At 33.1% G+C, this 15528-nt stretch carries 14 protein-coding genes; 13 read left to right on the forward strand and 1 reads right to left on the reverse strand.

Annotated features, from left to right (window positions below; translation table 11 throughout):
• The first annotated feature begins 186 nt into the window (after nucleotides 1–186).
• The 13 genes from B7E06_RS04585 to B7E06_RS04645 all read left to right on the forward strand — a co-directional run bounded on the left by B7E06_RS04585 (nucleotide 187) and on the right by B7E06_RS04645 (nucleotide 14863).
• Complete coding sequence (locus B7E06_RS04585) at nucleotides 187–1290, forward strand: glycosyltransferase (protein WP_179133948.1); 1104 nt, start codon at nucleotides 187–189, stop codon at nucleotides 1288–1290.
• Nucleotides 1291–1307: 17 nt separating this feature from the next.
• Nucleotides 1308–2309 (forward strand): sulfotransferase family protein, encoded by a 1002-nt coding sequence (locus tag B7E06_RS04590; protein WP_082232887.1) that lies wholly within the window; start codon nucleotides 1308–1310, stop codon nucleotides 2307–2309.
• A 30-nt stretch (nucleotides 2310–2339) separates the two neighbouring features.
• Nucleotides 2340–3290, forward strand: coding sequence for a sulfotransferase family protein (locus tag B7E06_RS04595; protein WP_179133949.1), 951 nt, complete (start codon nucleotides 2340–2342; stop codon nucleotides 3288–3290).
• Complete coding sequence (locus B7E06_RS04600; RefSeq protein WP_082232889.1) at nucleotides 3287–4303, forward strand: hypothetical protein; 1017 nt, start codon at nucleotides 3287–3289, stop codon at nucleotides 4301–4303. The genes B7E06_RS04595 and B7E06_RS04600 overlap by 4 nt, the downstream gene beginning before the upstream one ends.
• A 77-nt stretch (nucleotides 4304–4380) precedes the next feature.
• A complete protein-coding gene (locus tag B7E06_RS04605) occupies nucleotides 4381–5658 on the forward strand; it encodes a nucleotide sugar dehydrogenase (RefSeq protein WP_082232890.1) in 1278 nt (425 codons plus the stop codon).
• Nucleotides 5659–5697: 39 nt separating this feature from the next.
• Nucleotides 5698–7491: an alginate lyase family protein gene (locus tag B7E06_RS04610; RefSeq protein ID WP_179133950.1), complete on the forward strand. Its 1794-nt coding sequence runs from the start codon at nucleotides 5698–5700 to the stop codon at nucleotides 7489–7491.
• Between the two features lie 24 nt (nucleotides 7492–7515).
• A complete protein-coding gene (locus B7E06_RS04615) occupies nucleotides 7516–8736 on the forward strand; it encodes a glycosyltransferase family 4 protein (RefSeq protein ID WP_179133951.1) in 1221 nt (406 codons plus the stop codon).
• A 47-nt stretch (nucleotides 8737–8783) separates the two neighbouring features.
• On the forward strand, nucleotides 8784–9935 hold the full coding sequence (gene sat, locus B7E06_RS04620) for a sulfate adenylyltransferase (RefSeq protein ID WP_082232893.1): 1152 nt from the start codon (nucleotides 8784–8786) through the stop codon (nucleotides 9933–9935).
• Nucleotides 9936–9947: 12 nt separating this feature from the next.
• Nucleotides 9948–11723 (forward strand): SLC13 family permease, encoded by a 1776-nt coding sequence (locus tag B7E06_RS04625; RefSeq protein ID WP_082232894.1) that lies wholly within the window; start codon nucleotides 9948–9950, stop codon nucleotides 11721–11723.
• Nucleotides 11724–11734: 11 nt separating this feature from the next.
• Complete coding sequence (gene cysC, locus B7E06_RS04630) at nucleotides 11735–12331, forward strand: adenylyl-sulfate kinase (protein WP_082232895.1); 597 nt, start codon at nucleotides 11735–11737, stop codon at nucleotides 12329–12331.
• 63 nt (nucleotides 12332–12394) lie between these two features.
• A complete protein-coding gene (cysQ, locus tag B7E06_RS04635; protein ID WP_082232896.1) occupies nucleotides 12395–13189 on the forward strand; it encodes a 3'(2'),5'-bisphosphate nucleotidase CysQ in 795 nt (264 codons plus the stop codon).
• Nucleotides 13190–13239: 50 nt separating this feature from the next.
• Nucleotides 13240–14250: a hypothetical protein gene (locus tag B7E06_RS04640; RefSeq protein WP_082232897.1), complete on the forward strand. Its 1011-nt coding sequence runs from the start codon at nucleotides 13240–13242 to the stop codon at nucleotides 14248–14250.
• Nucleotides 14189–14863: a sugar transferase gene (locus B7E06_RS04645; RefSeq protein ID WP_082232898.1), complete on the forward strand. Its 675-nt coding sequence runs from the start codon at nucleotides 14189–14191 to the stop codon at nucleotides 14861–14863. Before B7E06_RS04640 ends, B7E06_RS04645 begins: the two co-directional genes overlap by 62 nt.
• 161 nt (nucleotides 14864–15024) lie before the next feature.
• Here B7E06_RS04645 and wecB read toward each other — a convergent pair.
• A partial coding sequence (gene wecB / locus B7E06_RS04650; RefSeq protein ID WP_082232899.1) for a non-hydrolyzing UDP-N-acetylglucosamine 2-epimerase occupies nucleotides 15025–15528 on the reverse strand: 504 nt, incomplete at its 5' end.

The raw sequence follows: 15528 nt of genomic DNA on the forward strand, positions 1-15528 counted from the left end.
CTTACATTCATGATAAGAAAGATTTTCAAGCGCAGCTTTTTTTAGTGCTCTAAGTGGGGATTAAGTGTTTCACTTAGTTAGAAGAAGTTTACCCTTCCCATATTAATTATATTTATGTTATTAACTTGCTTGATAGATAGAGCAAAGTTTAAGGTAAAAATCTCAAATATTGATAGGAGTAAAAAAATGACTATCACCTTCTTGCTATCTCATAACCCAAATCCAAGGTTCACCAAGAGAATTGGTGAAGCGTGCAATTATTCAGATATCAATTTAATTTATTGGGATAGAGCTCAGAAAAAATCCATACCATTTTCAATTGATCAACAAGTAAATATAGACAAACTTACAATTGCGGCTCCCATTAGAAATAATATTAAAAGAATACTTCCATTTATAGTGTTTCTACCTAAAGCTTTGAGAAAGTTAAATAAGAGAAAGCCAAAGATTATACATTGTGGAAAGATAGATATGTTATTTGTATCCGTTATATATAAATTATTCTTTAATTCAAAAACTTCTATAATCTATGAGGTCGGGGATTTACCGAGGTTTATTAGCACTAGAAACAAAGTGAAAAGGTTTATCACAAAGTTATATATGCTAATGGAGAAAAGATTGTGTAAAAAAATAGATAGACTAGTTTTGACTTCAGAATATCATTGGCTTACTTATTATAAAAGTATAACCGAAGAAAATAAATATATTTATATTCCAAATATCCCTAATGAAAAATATTTTCATTCTTTTTGCAAAAAAAACTCCGGTTCTTTTACCATAGGCTTCTTTGGTGCTCTACGCTATCCAGATCAATTAAAGATGTTGGTAGAAGCAACAAAGGATATGGGTATTAAGGTTCTAATAGCAGGAACAGGAGGAGAAGTTGATTTTGTTAAAAATTTGGAAAGAGAATATCATCATGTCTCATATTTAGGGGCTTATAATTATTCAAAAGATATATCCGAATTATATTCACAAGTTGATATGATATATGCGGTTTACGATTTAAATAGAGAAAATGTTAAAACTGCTCTTCCAAATAAGTTATTCGAAGCAATAAATTGTGAAATACCAATAATAGTAGCGGAAGATACAGAACTTGGTAAATTTGTAGAAAGATACAATATTGGGATATCCACTCCTTATGATAATTTGAAAGCACTAACTAATAATTTAAGCAAAAATATATATGAGCCTAAACTCAACGAATATAAGTTAAACTGCAGAAAAATTAAGCCAATGTATAATTATGATGTAATTAAGAAAAAAATCGCTAGTTTATACTATTAATATTAAAGGAGTAAAAAATGAATAAAATTCTACCTAAGGAAATTACAAATAATTTATATTATGCTTATAAAAGAAATAATTGGATGGTTGACTTCTCTAGATATTACAAAAAATATATTGATTTGAACCTCAATAGTCCTATATTTCTTTTAGGGCTTCAAGGAGGGGGGTTGTCTCTGGTGTCTAGGATGTTAAGAAGGAATGATAAAGTAGTTTCAGTTACTGGAGATTCAAAATATTGGACCGGAGCAGATGAATTACAAAATGTGCTTGGACCGATCCTACCGCCTGAATTTACAGGTATAAAACACAAAGTCCCTCCCCATCCGGAGTTTGATAAGCCAAGAGGGTGGTTATATGCTACAGATGAATTAATTGATAAATATCGTCTTACTAGCGAGAATGTAAATGAAGAAAATAAGGAAAAATATATAAATATATTAAAGTGGACAATATATAGACAAGCTAAAAGGAGAGATGTAAGATTCACAGATAAAAGTCAGATAAACACGGTTAAAGTTTCGTTTTTAGATAAAGTATTAAGTGAATATAATCCTAAGTTTATATTAATAACCAGGGATCCATACGCCTTATGTTTTAGATCTGCTCAAGGAAAAGCTTATAGTTTAAAACGACTCCAATCTAAATATTCTTTCCATGAAATTCTAGAGCTTGCTTCACAACATTGGGCCAATTCTATAAAGGCTGCCTTAGAAGATGGGGAAAATATGAATAATTTTAAGATTTTAAAGTTTGAAGATATATTAAGTGAGCCTCAACATAACATGAAAGAGATATGTGATTTTGCAAATCTAGAATATAGTGAAGATATGCTTCCACAACCAAATCACGTAATTCCTTTTGGATCAAAAAGAAAAAATCGATGGTACCCCCTTAAACCTAAATTAAATAATCAATACCTAAATGAAATAACTAAGGAAGAAATTGAAATAATAGACAAGCATTGTGGGAAATATGCCTCTCTTTTGGGATATGAACGGCCAGATGCAAGATTGTAAATAATATCTAGGATGAAAAGAGGAATTGTTATGGCAGTCAATATTGACAAACCATTATTTATTGTAGGAGTTGGGAGATCAGGTACTACATTGCTGCAAAGTATATTGAATTCACATGAAAATATTACTTTTACTCCGGAGACACACTTTTTCAGATTTTACTTGGGCAACCAAAAAAAAAGTAAGGTCAATAAGAAAAAAATAATAAAAGAAATAGAAGAAGATAGATATTTTCAACGTTTGAAAATAGATACTAGAAAAATACTTGAAGATTATAAATCAACCAACTCTATGCGATTGATAGATGTATATAAAAGGTTACTAATAGATTATGCAAATTCTCAAGAAAAGATGTATGTTGGAGATAAGGACCCAAAAAACATAGAGTTACTACATCTTATCAAAAAGTACTTTCCAGGGGCTATTATAATCTATATGGTTAGAGACCCAAGAGATGTTATTGTTTCAAGAATGAAAGCGGAATGGTCAAGAGGAAGAAGTATATACGCTCATATTTTTGCTTATAAAGCCCAATCATTACTTGCAAAAAAATATGGACAGATGCTTTTTAATGAAAATTTTATTAAAGTCTCCTATGAGAAATTACTAAAAGAACCAGAAAGTATTTTAAGACCTCTTTGTGAACATTTAGGAGTAGAGTATACAAACACGATGTTAAAATTTCAGCAATCTGCTAAAAATTTAGTTAGCGACGATGAGATGCAATGGAAGAAAGAAAGTATTGGCCCATTACTAAAAAATAACACAGGTAAGTGGAAAGGAAACTTAAGTAAATACTATTTATCTTTGATTGAGCAAACTCTGAAGAAAAGTTTTATAGATGAAAGGTACACACCGTCCTACTCATTTAAGAATATAAATATTTTCCAATTTATAAATATCAAGTTTTTAGAAATTGTATACTCTATATTTTCAAGACTTTATGTTATGAATAGAGTGAAAAGTGTGAAAAAAATATGAGGGTTAAAAAAATAAAAGGTTTAAAACCCTTATTAACTAAAGGTGAAACTTTATGGGTTAGTGACGGTTATAGAATATTAAAAACAATAGATAGAGGAAACTCTTTTAAAGAAGTAGTTAAGTATAGAGCATCAATTAAGGATAGGTTAAAAAGTGTTAGTAATTTAAGCAGAAGGTTATTTAGAATGGGCTTTCATGGTTTAAATGAACTGCCTGATGGATCTCTTATTGGGTTAGTAAGAGGGAAAATTATAAAATGTGGTCCTTCTAGTAAAGAATTTAATACAGTATTTACGATTCCAAGAGGAAGTAGACCTTTAAATATATGTAACTTCCCAGATGGGCGATTGTTTTTTGGTGAGTATTTCAGTAATGAAGAAAGAAAAGAGGTGAATATTTACGGTTCCTATGATTATGGTGAAACTTGGCAAGTAGTACATACATTTCCTGAAGGAAGTGTCAGACATGTTCATGGGATATATTATGATTTTTTTAGAAAAGGAGCTTGGATACTTACAGGGGATATTGAGGATGAATGTCGAATATTATTCACTGGAGACGGGTTTAAAAATGTATCCACCGAATTAATAGGTACCCAAATGTATCGGGCAGTAGCCATTATTCCAATGGAAAATGGATTGATTATTCCTACTGACACGCCATTAGAGCAAAATTATATTCAACTATACGATATTAACTCTAAAACTATAAAAAGAGTTCAAAATATAGAAGGGAGTGCTTTTTATACACTTGAATGTGGGGGAACCCTTCTTGTGTCTACAGTTGTTGAACCTAGTGATATCAATAAAACTAAGTATGCAAAGATCTATATTAGTAAAGATGGAGAGTCTTGGAGGGAATTGTATTCTCAGAAAAAAGATGTATGGCACTTGAAGTATTTTCAATATGGTTCCTTAATATTACCCCAGGGTCTCAGCGGTGATTCTGTCATTTACGCTTATGGCCAAGGTGTACAAAAAGACGATGGTTATCTATTGATATTTGAAGCGTAATAAAGCACTCTAAAGGTTAGGTTATGAGGTAATTCGGTTTTAGCAAAATTACAAATACGAAAGTGAGTGATCAATTAATGAAGAATGAACTCTGTGTAGTAGGTTTAGGTTATATAGGACTTCCAACTGCTGCGGTATTTGCTGAAAATAATTGGAATGTTGTAGGAATTGACGTTAATCATAGTGTTATAGAAACACTTAATAATGGTGAAGTACACATTGAAGAATTTGGACTGAGTACACTAGTTGAAGATGTTGTTGCTAAAGGAAAGCTAAGAGGTGGTACAAAACCTTGTGAGGCAGATGTGTATATTATTGCAGTTCCCACCCCGCATAATGAAAATTTAACTGCAGATTTATCTTATTTAGTTTCAGCTACTAAGTCAATCCTTTCTTATTTGAAAAAAGAAGATATTATCATTATAGAATCAACAATTCCACCTCGCACTATAGATGATGTCATAGCACCTCTACTACATAACGAAGGTTGGGTAATAGGAAAGGATATTTATTTAGCTCACTGCCCTGAGAGGGTGTTACCTGGAAATATATTAAATGAGCTTATATATAACAATAGAGTTATTGGTGGTTATGATCCTATATCTGCTAAGAAAGCCGGAGATGTTTATCGTTCATTTGTAAAGGGACAAGTTATTGAAACAGAAGCATTGAGTGCAGAAATGGCTAAATTAATGGAAAACACATTTCGCGATGTAAATATCTCACTAGCTAACGAATTAGCTAAAATTTCTGAAAAACTAAATGTTAATGCTTTAGATGTAATTGAATTGGCAAATTTGCATCCCAGAGTTAATTTACACTCTCCTGGACCAGGAGTAGGGGGACATTGTTTAGCTGTAGACCCATATTTTATCATAGAAAAAGCTCCTGAAGAATCGGAACTAATTTCAACAGCAAGAAGGATAAATAATTCTATGCCTCGTTTTATCAGTCAACAAGTAGATAAATTTTTTCAAGAGAAAGGTCATATTGGAGTGTTAGGAATCACTTACAAGGGCAATGTAGATGATACTAGAGAAAGTCCAGCAATTGAAATTATAAACGAGCTTATATCTAAAGGCTATAATGTAAAAATACATGATCCTTATGTCAAACAAGAAAATACGCCTTTTAAATTATCTACTTTTAATGAGGTTATAGAAGGGGCCGAATGCTTACTAGTATTAAGTGACCACTATGAATTCACACAAATAGATGAAGAGAAGTTTTTGAAAAGTAGTTTAAATCCTATCATATTTGATACGAAAAATTGTATGAAAGTGAAGGATCAAAATATTAAATATTTTAATTTTAACAATTTATATACAATTAATGCTTTAGAAATTAAAGTATAATATGAGCCTAAGAAATGTATGTTGATAAAGGAGATAACTTTGAGAAAAAGTACAGCAAAATATTTTCATACTATAATCCACCTAAAGAAAACTCAAATTTTCTTTCGCTTATATAACACTGTTAAACCTAGAACTAAAATAAAAAGTAAAAAAAATATTAAGGTTAACCTTGATATCCAATATTTATTAAAAGAGTTAGATATGGAACCAAAATTTCTAGTGAAGTTTGATTCTTTTAGTATTCTTAAGGATTCCTATACTCTTATAAATAAGATTTATAAAGAAGACATTGAGCGCTTGTGGAATAATAAAGAAATCAACAAACTTTGGTTATATAATCTACATTATCTAGAATTCTTACTTCCGTTATTATATGAGTATAAAAGATCTAATGATGAAAAATATTATAATAAGATGAAAGAAATTGTTTATTCATGGTTGAAAAACAGTAAAAATAAAAGTAGCCTTTCTTGGGACCCCTATACTATTTCTATGAGATTACCTAACTTAATAATATTTTACCAATTCGCCACTGCGAATGAAGATCCTGAAAGTGAATTTATGAGAGGGTTAAGAACAAGTATTTTTGACCAATATTTCTACCTTCAGAGAAATAAAGAGAGGCATTTATTAGGTAATCACTATATTGAAAATATTAAAGCTCTTATTTTAGGGAGTATTTTCTTTCAAGAATATAGAGTTACAGATAAATGTTTTAAGTTATTAATGCAAGAGTTAGATGAACAAATTCTAGATGACGGTATGCACTTTGAATTAAGTCCTATGTATAATAAAGTAATTTATGAAGCTTTACTGAAAATCATCTATTGGTTAAAACAAAATGGAAATGACCGTTACGTTAAACTTCTTATACCATATGCACAGCGTATGCTTAATAGCGTTTATTCTATTGAAACCAAAATGGGGAAAACTCCCTTCTTCAATGATAGTGCAGATGGAATAAGTAAAAGTTATTTAGCACTTTGTGAAGCTTCTTATATTTATTTAGGTATATCACCAAATAAGGTTATGAATTTTAATAGTAGCGGGTATAGGATACTCGAGCGTGGTTCAAAAAAAATGCTTGTAGATTATGGTGAAATAGGTCCGAAATACCTTCCAGGACATGGACACTGTGATTCTTTAAGTTATGAGCTTTCCATAGATGAAGTCCCGATTATTGTAAATTCAGGAACTTTTGAATATGAGAACGGATTTTGGAGAAATTATTTTAGAAAAACAGATTCGCATAATACAATTAAGTACGAAGGAATTGATCAATCCGAAATTTGGAATTCCTTTAGAGTGGCAAAAAGAAGTTATAATCATAAAGGGCTTGATATTAATTATAATGATTATAATTTTTTTGTAGGAAGTTATTATAACTATAAGGGAGATAAACATAGTAGATTTATAGCATATTTAGATGATGAAAATATTCTTATTCTAGATAAACTCTCTCCGACTTATAAGAAAGTAGCTAGTGGCTATATTCATTTTCACCCAATGTTTTACTTATCAGATAATATTTTGTACAACACAAAAAATAAACAACAAGTTCTTAAAATACACCCTATATTTTGTAATAGTTATACTAATAACTATAAGAACGGGAATGCGACAAAGAGTTATTATTCCGAACAATTCAATCTAAAGAAACCTATAAGTAAGTACGTTTTAACAGCTGATAAGGAAGATAATTATTTTGGTTACATTATAAATTTCAATAATGAACCTATCAGTATTAACGCTAGTGAGGAACTACTTACTGTTACAATTAATAATAAGAACTTTTATTTTAATCTTAGTAAACTTTTCTCTATAAAGTTTTAAGTCTTTCTTAGAAAGGTGAGTAGTTTGAGAATACTCTTTTTTACACATTATTATGAGCCAGAAGTAGGGCCAGCAACCAAGAGAATAGCTGGGTTAGCTAAAAATTTACAAGAATTGGGCCATGAAGTTGAAATTGTCACAGGCTTTCCAAATTATCCAAGTGGAATAAAAACTGAGGAATACAAACGTAAGTTTTATATGAAAGAAATTATTGGCGGGATAAAAATACATCGTTATTTCATATATTCTTCCCCAAAGAAAACTTCTTTTGTAAGGTTATTGAACTATTTCAGTTTGATGTTCTCATCTCTTTTATTTATGTTTACTAAAGGTAAGTACGATTACATTATTGGAACCTCTCCTCCTTTATTCACTGCTCTCTCAGGGTATATAGTAAGTAAAGTTAAGAAATCAAAATTTGTATTTGATGTTCGTGACATATGGCCAGATATAGCACTTGAAATGGAAGAATTAGATGATGACTCATTAATTTTTAAAATTATGAACAGAATATCAAACTTTCTTTATTTAAAATCAGATCTAGTAACTGTAGTAACGAATAATAAAGAACTTAAGATATTAAGTAAAGGTATACCTGGGGAGAAAGTACGTGTTATAAGTAACGGTTTTGATAGCGATGTATTAACTCAAGAAGAAAATTTAGATTTAGTTAAAAACTATCAAATAAAAGAGAAGTTTACACTGATTTATGCAGGGATAATAGGACTAGCTCAAGGCCTTGAAATAATCGTGGAAGCTGCAAAAAAACTAGAAAAAAATAAGGATATTCAATTTTTAGTAATAGGGGATGGTTTTAAGAGAAAAGACTTAGAAAAATCTTGTGAAGCCTTAGGCCTTAATAACATCCACTTTGTCGGTGTTCAACTTCACTCTAGTGTTATTTCTGTTCTGAAAAATGCCAGCGCAAGTATTGTTCCTCTTAAGAATGATAAATTGCAAGATAGCGTTCCTACCAAATTATTAGAGTCATTGGGGGTAGGTTGTCCTGTTATCTTGAGCGCAGAGGGTGAAGCAAAAAGTATAATTGAAAAATCTAAAGGAGGTCTGACTATAAAGGCAGGTGACCACACAGCGTTAGTAGATGCTATTAATAAAATTTATAAAGACAAACAACTTAGAATGGATATGGGTGAAAATGGCAGAAGGTATGTTAATAATAATTTTTCAAGATTCAAGATTGCAAATAAGTTATCAGAAGATTTAGATGCTAACTTTAGTAAATAAAGATATTCAATCAAAAAATTAAGAGAAATTTTGAGGAGGAATTAATCATGAGAGTCAAAGAATTAAATAATAATCTTATCAATTTAGAGTCAAAAGATAGTGATAGAGAAAAGGCATTAGCAAAAGCATACGAATTAGTATCACTTACAATCTCAAAATGGACAATTTCAGACCTGGAACTTATTGGAATTGGAGGGTTCAGTCCACTTGAAGGATTCATGGGACAAGAGGATTATGAAAAGGTTGTGAAAGAACTTCGCTTAAAAGATGGCACGGTCTGGAGTATTCCAATCACTCTACCAGTCACAGAGGTTCAAGCAGAAGGAATTAGTATTGGTGAAGAGGTTGCCTTAGTAGGTGAAGATGGTATAACTTATGGGACAATAAAAGTGGAAGAAAAGTATACATATGATAAAGAACTAGAAGCACAAAATGTGTACGGTACTACTGATGAAGCTCACCCGGGAGTAAAGAAAGTATTTGAAAAGGGTAATGTGTACTTAGGTGGAATTATCACTCTATTAAACCGCCCGGATCATGGCGGATTTGAAGATTATTACCTAGATCCGGCAGAAACTCGTCAAATGTTTAAAGATCTTGGCTGGAAGACTATTGTAGGATTCCAAACTCGTAACCCAGTACACCGAGCTCATGAGCACATTCAAAAAACAGCACTGGAAGCAGTTGATGGATTGCTTCTCAACCCGCTAGTTGGAGAAACAAAGTCAGACGATATTCCCGCTGATGTACGTATGGAAAGCTATGAAACGATCTTGAAAAACTACTATGTTAAAGACCGTGTGCGTTTAGTCATTTATCCAGCAGCAATGCGTTATGCAGGCCCACGCGAAGCAATTCTTCATGCAATTGTACGTAGAAACTATGGATGTACTCACTTTATTGTTGGGCGGGATCACGCTGGTGTAGGAGACTATTACGGTACTTACGATGCACAGGACTTGATTTCTGAATATGAAGATGAATTAGGTATCAGCATCTTTAAGTTCGAGCATGCGTTTTACTGTGAAGTTTGTGAAAACATGGCTTCTGCTAAAACATGCCCTCATGATAAAGAGCATCACGTTCACTTAAGTGGTACAAAGGTGCGTGAACTGCTTCGTAACGGGGAGCGTCCTCCAAAAGAATTCTCACGTCCTGAGGTAGCTGATGTGCTTATTAAAGGGATGAAACAAAACTAAGGATGATCTAGCATGACTTACGAAATGATCATAGTGATCATCGCTTTATTACTCATGTTGATCGGGCTCTTCTTTGAAGTCGCTCGGCCAGATTTATTAGTTTTTTCTACACTGTTTTTATTTATTTTATTAGGTTTTATCGAGACGGACGAAGCTCTTGTCGGTTTCTCCAATCAAGGAATGCTTACAGTTGCTTTACTGTTTATCGTCGCAGGTGTTTTTGAAAGAAGCGGCCTGGTGGAAAGGCTCATATCTTCTTTTCTAGCAAGAGCCAAAACTCATAAAGGGGCATTAGCCAGACTTATTGTTCCTGTCTCAGGTTTTTCAGCTTTCTTAAATAACACTCCAATAGTCGTTACGTTAACACCGATCTTGCGTAAATGGGCTTCAGAAAATGATGTTGCCCCTTCTAAGTATCTCCTGCCCTTGTCTTATGCTTCTATTCTTGGCGGCACGATTACTTTAATGGGGACATCTACGAATCTTGTGATTCACGGATTAATGCTTGATTTTGGTATGAATGGTTTCTTCTTTTTTCAATTAGCCATTGTCGGGTTACCAATAACCGTCCTTGGACTTTTATACCTGGTCTACATAGGCCCTAAGGTTTTGCCGAATCACCGTAGCTTAATTGAAAGAGTGAGTGAGAGTACTAAAGATTATCTAAGTGAAATGTTGGTTACCGCTGAGTTTCCATATATAAATCAGACGGTTGAAAAAGCAGAGCTTCGAAATTTAAAAGGGTTATATTTAATAGAAATTATCCGTGGGGATAAGAAAATATCTCCTGTCACTAGTAAGACTAAGATTCAGCAAGATGATCGTTTAATATTCACTGGGATGATCTCGACCATTGCCGATTTACAAAAGCGTAAAGGATTGCAGCTCGATACAGGAACGGATTTATCTCTAGATGATTTGAAGAACGGAAGTAATAAACTGCATGAAATCGTAGTCTCTTACCAGTCATCTTTAATTGGACAAAGCATTAAAGAAAGCAGATTTCGTAAAAAGTATGATGCAGCCGTTATGGCAGTTCACAGAAATGATGAGAGAGTAAAAGGAAAGATTGGCGATATTGTTCCTAAAGCTGGAGATCTTATGCTTGTGGTTACAGGGGAAGATTTTGGAGAAAAGACTGAAGAGCAAAGGGACTTTTATATAACCTCACCTGTAAAGCATCAAAGATTTTATGAAAATGAATCTAAGGGCTGGTTCGCTCTTATTTTGTTAATGGTTATGATTTCTTTAGTTACGTTTCAAGTCCTATCTATTTTCAAGGCAATGGTCATTACTGCCGGAATTATGTTAATAACTAAAATGATTACTCCGAAACAGGCCAAGCAGTCTGTACAGTTTCAAGTTCTATTATTGATTGCAAGTGCGCTAGGTATAGGTAATGTCATTATTCAAACTGGCACGGCTAATTGGATAGCAACCCAGCTTGTAAGTATCTTAGCTCCTTTAGGGATTATTACTATTCTAATAGTTGTCTACTTTTTGACTAACCTTTTTACAGAATTTATCACTAATAATGCTGCGGCTGTCATTATGTTCCCTATCGCTTACGAAGTTGCTATGGATTCAGGTATCGATCCCATGGGTATGGCTATTTTAGTAGCTATTGCTGCATCAGCGAGTTTCTTATCCCCTATCGGCTACCAAACCAATCTAATTGTCTATGGTCCTGGAGGGTATAAATTCAAGGACTATATCAAAGTAGGGTTACCATTAACTATTCTCGTTATGGTTACGTCTATACTTATTGTTTACTACCAATTCGTCTAGGAGGATTATATATGAAATCAACAAACTTAACTTGGCATGATTCAAAAGTTACTAAGCGAGATCGTCAGCAGCATAAAAATCATAAGAGTCCTGTTCTATGGTTTACTGGATTATCTGGTTCTGGAAAATCTACACTTTCGGTAGAAGTTGAAAAAGCATTATTTGAATTAAGCGTGCATTCTTATCGTCTAGATGGTGATAACGTAAGGCAGGGTCTAAACAAGAACCTAGGGTTTAGTGCGGAAGATCGAGCGGAAAATATTCGTCGTATCGGCGAAGTTGCTAAGCTTATGAACGATGCAGGCGTCCTTACGCTTACAGCCTTTATTTCTCCATATCAGAAGGACCGCGACCAGGCACGTGAGCTTTTCGAGGACGGAGATTTCATCGAAGTGTATACGAAATGTTCTCTTGAGGAAGCGGAAAACCGTGATCCTAAAGGGCTCTATAAGAAGGCTCGTGCCGGAGAAATTAAAGGTTTCACAGGGATTGATGATCCTTATGAAGAGCCAGCCAATGCAGAGATCGTAGTAGAAACAGATAAGCTTTCTCTTGAGGAGTCTGTCGAGAGAGTAGTTTCTTATTTGAAGGATAATCAGTACATCTAATGATAAAATCGTCAGCTTTCTTGTAGCTGGCGATTTTTAATAAGCATACGAGGAGGAGAAATTATGAAGGAAATTATTCAAGCAGCAATAGAAGCAGGAAAAGAAATTATGGCAATTTATGAAACAGATTTTGAAGTCGAGTATAAGGAAGATGAGTCTCCGTTAACGATTGCAGATCAACGCTCACATGAAGTGATTAAACAATCATTAGAAGAAAATTACCCTGACATTCCCATTTTAAGTGAAGAAGGCAGGCACTTAACTTATGAAGAAAGAAAACAGTGGAAAGAGTTCTGGTTAGTCGATCCGATTGATGGTACAAAAGAGTTTATTAAGAAGAATGGTGAATTTACCGTCAATATCGCCCTGATTAGAGATGGGAAGCCTGTAAAAGGAGTAGTCTACGCTCCGGCCCTTGATGATTTGTATGTAGCAGAAGAAGGAAAGGGAGCTTACAAGGTTTCTTCTGTATTATCTAACACTCGAAAGGACTATTCATTAAATGCAGAGTCCCTACCCTTAGAGAAGCCGAACAGTCATGTAGCTAAAGTAGTAGCCAGCCGCTCCCACATGTCTGATGAAACTAAAGCATTTATCGAGGATCTAGAAGATAAATATGAGAAAGTTGAAACGATCTCTGCTGGAAGTTCACTCAAACTTTGTTTAGTTGCTGAAGGAAAGGCTGATTTTTATCCTCGTTATGCTCCAACAATGGAGTGGGATACAGGTGCTGGGCAAGCAATAGTTGAGGCATCGGGAGGGAAAGTTAAAGTTTCGGGAGAGAATACCTCTTTAACCTATAATAAGAAAAACCTTATAAACCCTTGGTTTCTAGCCTGCAAATCTAACTTTGAATAAAAATGAATTATTTATATTTTTTATAACGTATAAACATGAAGGGAGTTATTATGGATATTCGAGACAAGTTAGAGTTAGAAGCAAATTTTTTAAGAGAAAGTAACGCAAAATCATTAAGTATAAGTATAAATACAACCTCCAAACATGCAATTGATTTTAGGACTCTTCCTAGAAGGATGGTATTAGAAAATGCAATGTCCTCATTTATGATAAATAATGAAAATTATCTTATTGAGACCCTTAATTATTTCGATGGTATTGCAGATAGTATATTTATAGATATTGAGAGAAAACAGCTTATTAATCTTTACGAAGTTGCAAAGCAGCATATAAAGAAATCAAAGATTGTTGCAATCAAACCCAATGATACAACTTTAGAGTCGTGCGACTTATTAACCCGTAATCTTTTTAATGATGACCTTCACAACAAAAAAATAGTAGTTGTTGGTACTGGTAATTTAGCAGGGAAAATTGCGCTAAGGTTAGCAGAAAGACAAGCTAACGTGTATATAAAAGGGAGAACCAAAGAAAAGGAAAGACTAATTGTAGATAATTTAAATAGTTTTCTCCCGAAATTTAATGAAAAAATTAAAGTTTTTAGTGAAGTGCCAATTATTGAAAGTAAAGTAGATTTAGTTATATCCTTTTTATCAGGGCAATTTGAAGAAGAGCATCTTTTATATCCTATTATAGATAATAATACTTACATAATTGATGGAGGTATAAATAATTTTAGTAAGCAATTTATAAGAACAATGCTTAGCAATAATATTCCAATATCAAGGCTAGACTCACGAATGGCTTTACCTTACCAGTTTCTATCAAGTATGGAGTATACTAATAGTTTTCTAAAAGATATTTATGGAAAAAACACTATAAATGGTTATAAAGTTGTAGCAGGGGGAGTTATTGGAGCTGAAGGGGTAGTCATACTAGATAATATTAAAAATCCAAAACAGATCATTGGTATAGCGGATGGCAGAGGAGGTATTAAAAAAGATGAACAACTTACAGAAGAGGACAGAGAGTCCATTTGCAATATTAAGAAAACCATTTCATAGTACTCTGAAACGGTTGTTTGATATTATTGTAAGTATTTTTTCTTTGCTAATATTATCACCAATTTTTATTATACTTTCTTTATTTATCATCGTTGAAGATGGTTTCCCAATATTCTTCAAGCAGAGAAGAAGTGGGTTAAATGATAATGAATTCAAAATGTATAAATTTAGATCTATGATAAATAAGCCTTCTGCAAAAAATGAAAAAACTACTAACATTTATAATTGGGTGAATGGTGTACCAGATGAATTTGTATTTAAAACATCTTCAGAAACTAATCCTAACATTACAAAAATAGGTTCTTTTATTCGAAAGTATAGTTTAGATGAATTACCTCAATTTTATAATGTCTTAAAAGGTGAAATGAGTATAATAGGGCCAAGACCAGAAATTATTGAAATTACAAGATGTTATAATTCTGTTCAGAAAAGAAGATTATCCGTTAAACCAGGAATTACTGGAATGGCCCAAGTAAATGGTCGAAGTGATATCAATCATGGTGAAAAAATAGCTTTTGATTTGTTATACGTAGACAATTTTAGCATTTGGTTAGATTTGAAGATTTTCTATAAAACAATTATTCAAGTTTTTACAGGTAAAGGATCTGTTTAATACTGCTTTAATCTCCTTTAGAGAATGGTAGTTAAAAAATTATTTTATGATGCAATAAGAACTACCTTATAACTAAAAATAAGGTAGTTTTTTATTCTATGAAGTAGATTTAGTAATTTAAGAAGAAAAATCTATTTTAGAGAAAGTTTTTCATGAGATTATTAATCCTTATTTTCCTTGAAGAAACATATGATAGAATCAGCTATTCTCGCAGAAGCCTGTCCATCTCCATAAGGATTGGAAGCACGAGCCATGGCGGCATGTTTAGCCTGATCAGATAAAAGTTCGTGAGCCAAATTGTAGATATGGTCCTCGTCCGTTCCGGCGAGTTTAAGCGTTCCTGCTTCAATTCCTTCTGGTCTTTCGGTTGTATTTCGAAGCACAAGTACAGGCACGCCCAGAGAAGGCGCTTCTTCCTGCACACCCCCAGAATCGGTAAGAATCAAGTGAGCACGGGAAGCAAAATTATGAAAGTCAATGACACCCAGTGGTTCAATCAGCTTAATTCTGTCATCTTTTCCTAGTATCTCATCCGCCGTCTCCCGTACAGCCGGATTTAAGTGTACGGGATAAACGACTTCAATATCATCATGAGTTTCTACTAGTCGTTTTATCGCACGAAACATCTGCTTCATATTGCTGCCAAGGTTTTCACGGCGATGAGC

This window comes from Halobacillus massiliensis, assembly GCF_900166625.1.
Classification (GTDB): domain Bacteria; phylum Bacillota; class Bacilli; order Bacillales; family Halobacillaceae; genus Halobacillus_A; species Halobacillus_A massiliensis.

Excerpts from the sequence above, each read along its gene's own strand:
- cysC (WP_082232895.1), top strand. The coding sequence starts at position 11,735 with ATGAAATCAACAAACTTAACTTGGCATGATTCAAAAGTTACTAAGCGA.
- B7E06_RS04595 (WP_179133949.1), top strand. The coding sequence starts at position 2,340 with ATGGCAGTCAATATTGACAAACCATTATTTATTGTAGGAGTTGGGAGA.
- B7E06_RS04625 (WP_082232894.1), top strand. The coding sequence starts at position 9,948 with ATGACTTACGAAATGATCATAGTGATCATCGCTTTATTACTCATGTTG.
- sat (WP_082232893.1), top strand. The coding sequence starts at position 8,784 with ATGAGAGTCAAAGAATTAAATAATAATCTTATCAATTTAGAGTCAAAA.
- B7E06_RS04640 (WP_082232897.1), top strand. The coding sequence starts at position 13,240 with ATGGATATTCGAGACAAGTTAGAGTTAGAAGCAAATTTTTTAAGAGAA.
- cysQ (WP_082232896.1), top strand. The coding sequence starts at position 12,395 with ATGAAGGAAATTATTCAAGCAGCAATAGAAGCAGGAAAAGAAATTATG.
- B7E06_RS04585 (WP_179133948.1), top strand. The coding sequence starts at position 187 with ATGACTATCACCTTCTTGCTATCTCATAACCCAAATCCAAGGTTCACC.
- B7E06_RS04645 (WP_082232898.1), top strand. The coding sequence starts at position 14,189 with ATGAACAACTTACAGAAGAGGACAGAGAGTCCATTTGCAATATTAAGA.
- B7E06_RS04590 (WP_082232887.1), top strand. The coding sequence starts at position 1,308 with ATGAATAAAATTCTACCTAAGGAAATTACAAATAATTTATATTATGCT.
- B7E06_RS04600 (WP_082232889.1), top strand. The coding sequence starts at position 3,287 with ATGAGGGTTAAAAAAATAAAAGGTTTAAAACCCTTATTAACTAAAGGT.
- B7E06_RS04605 (WP_082232890.1), top strand. The coding sequence starts at position 4,381 with ATGAAGAATGAACTCTGTGTAGTAGGTTTAGGTTATATAGGACTTCCA.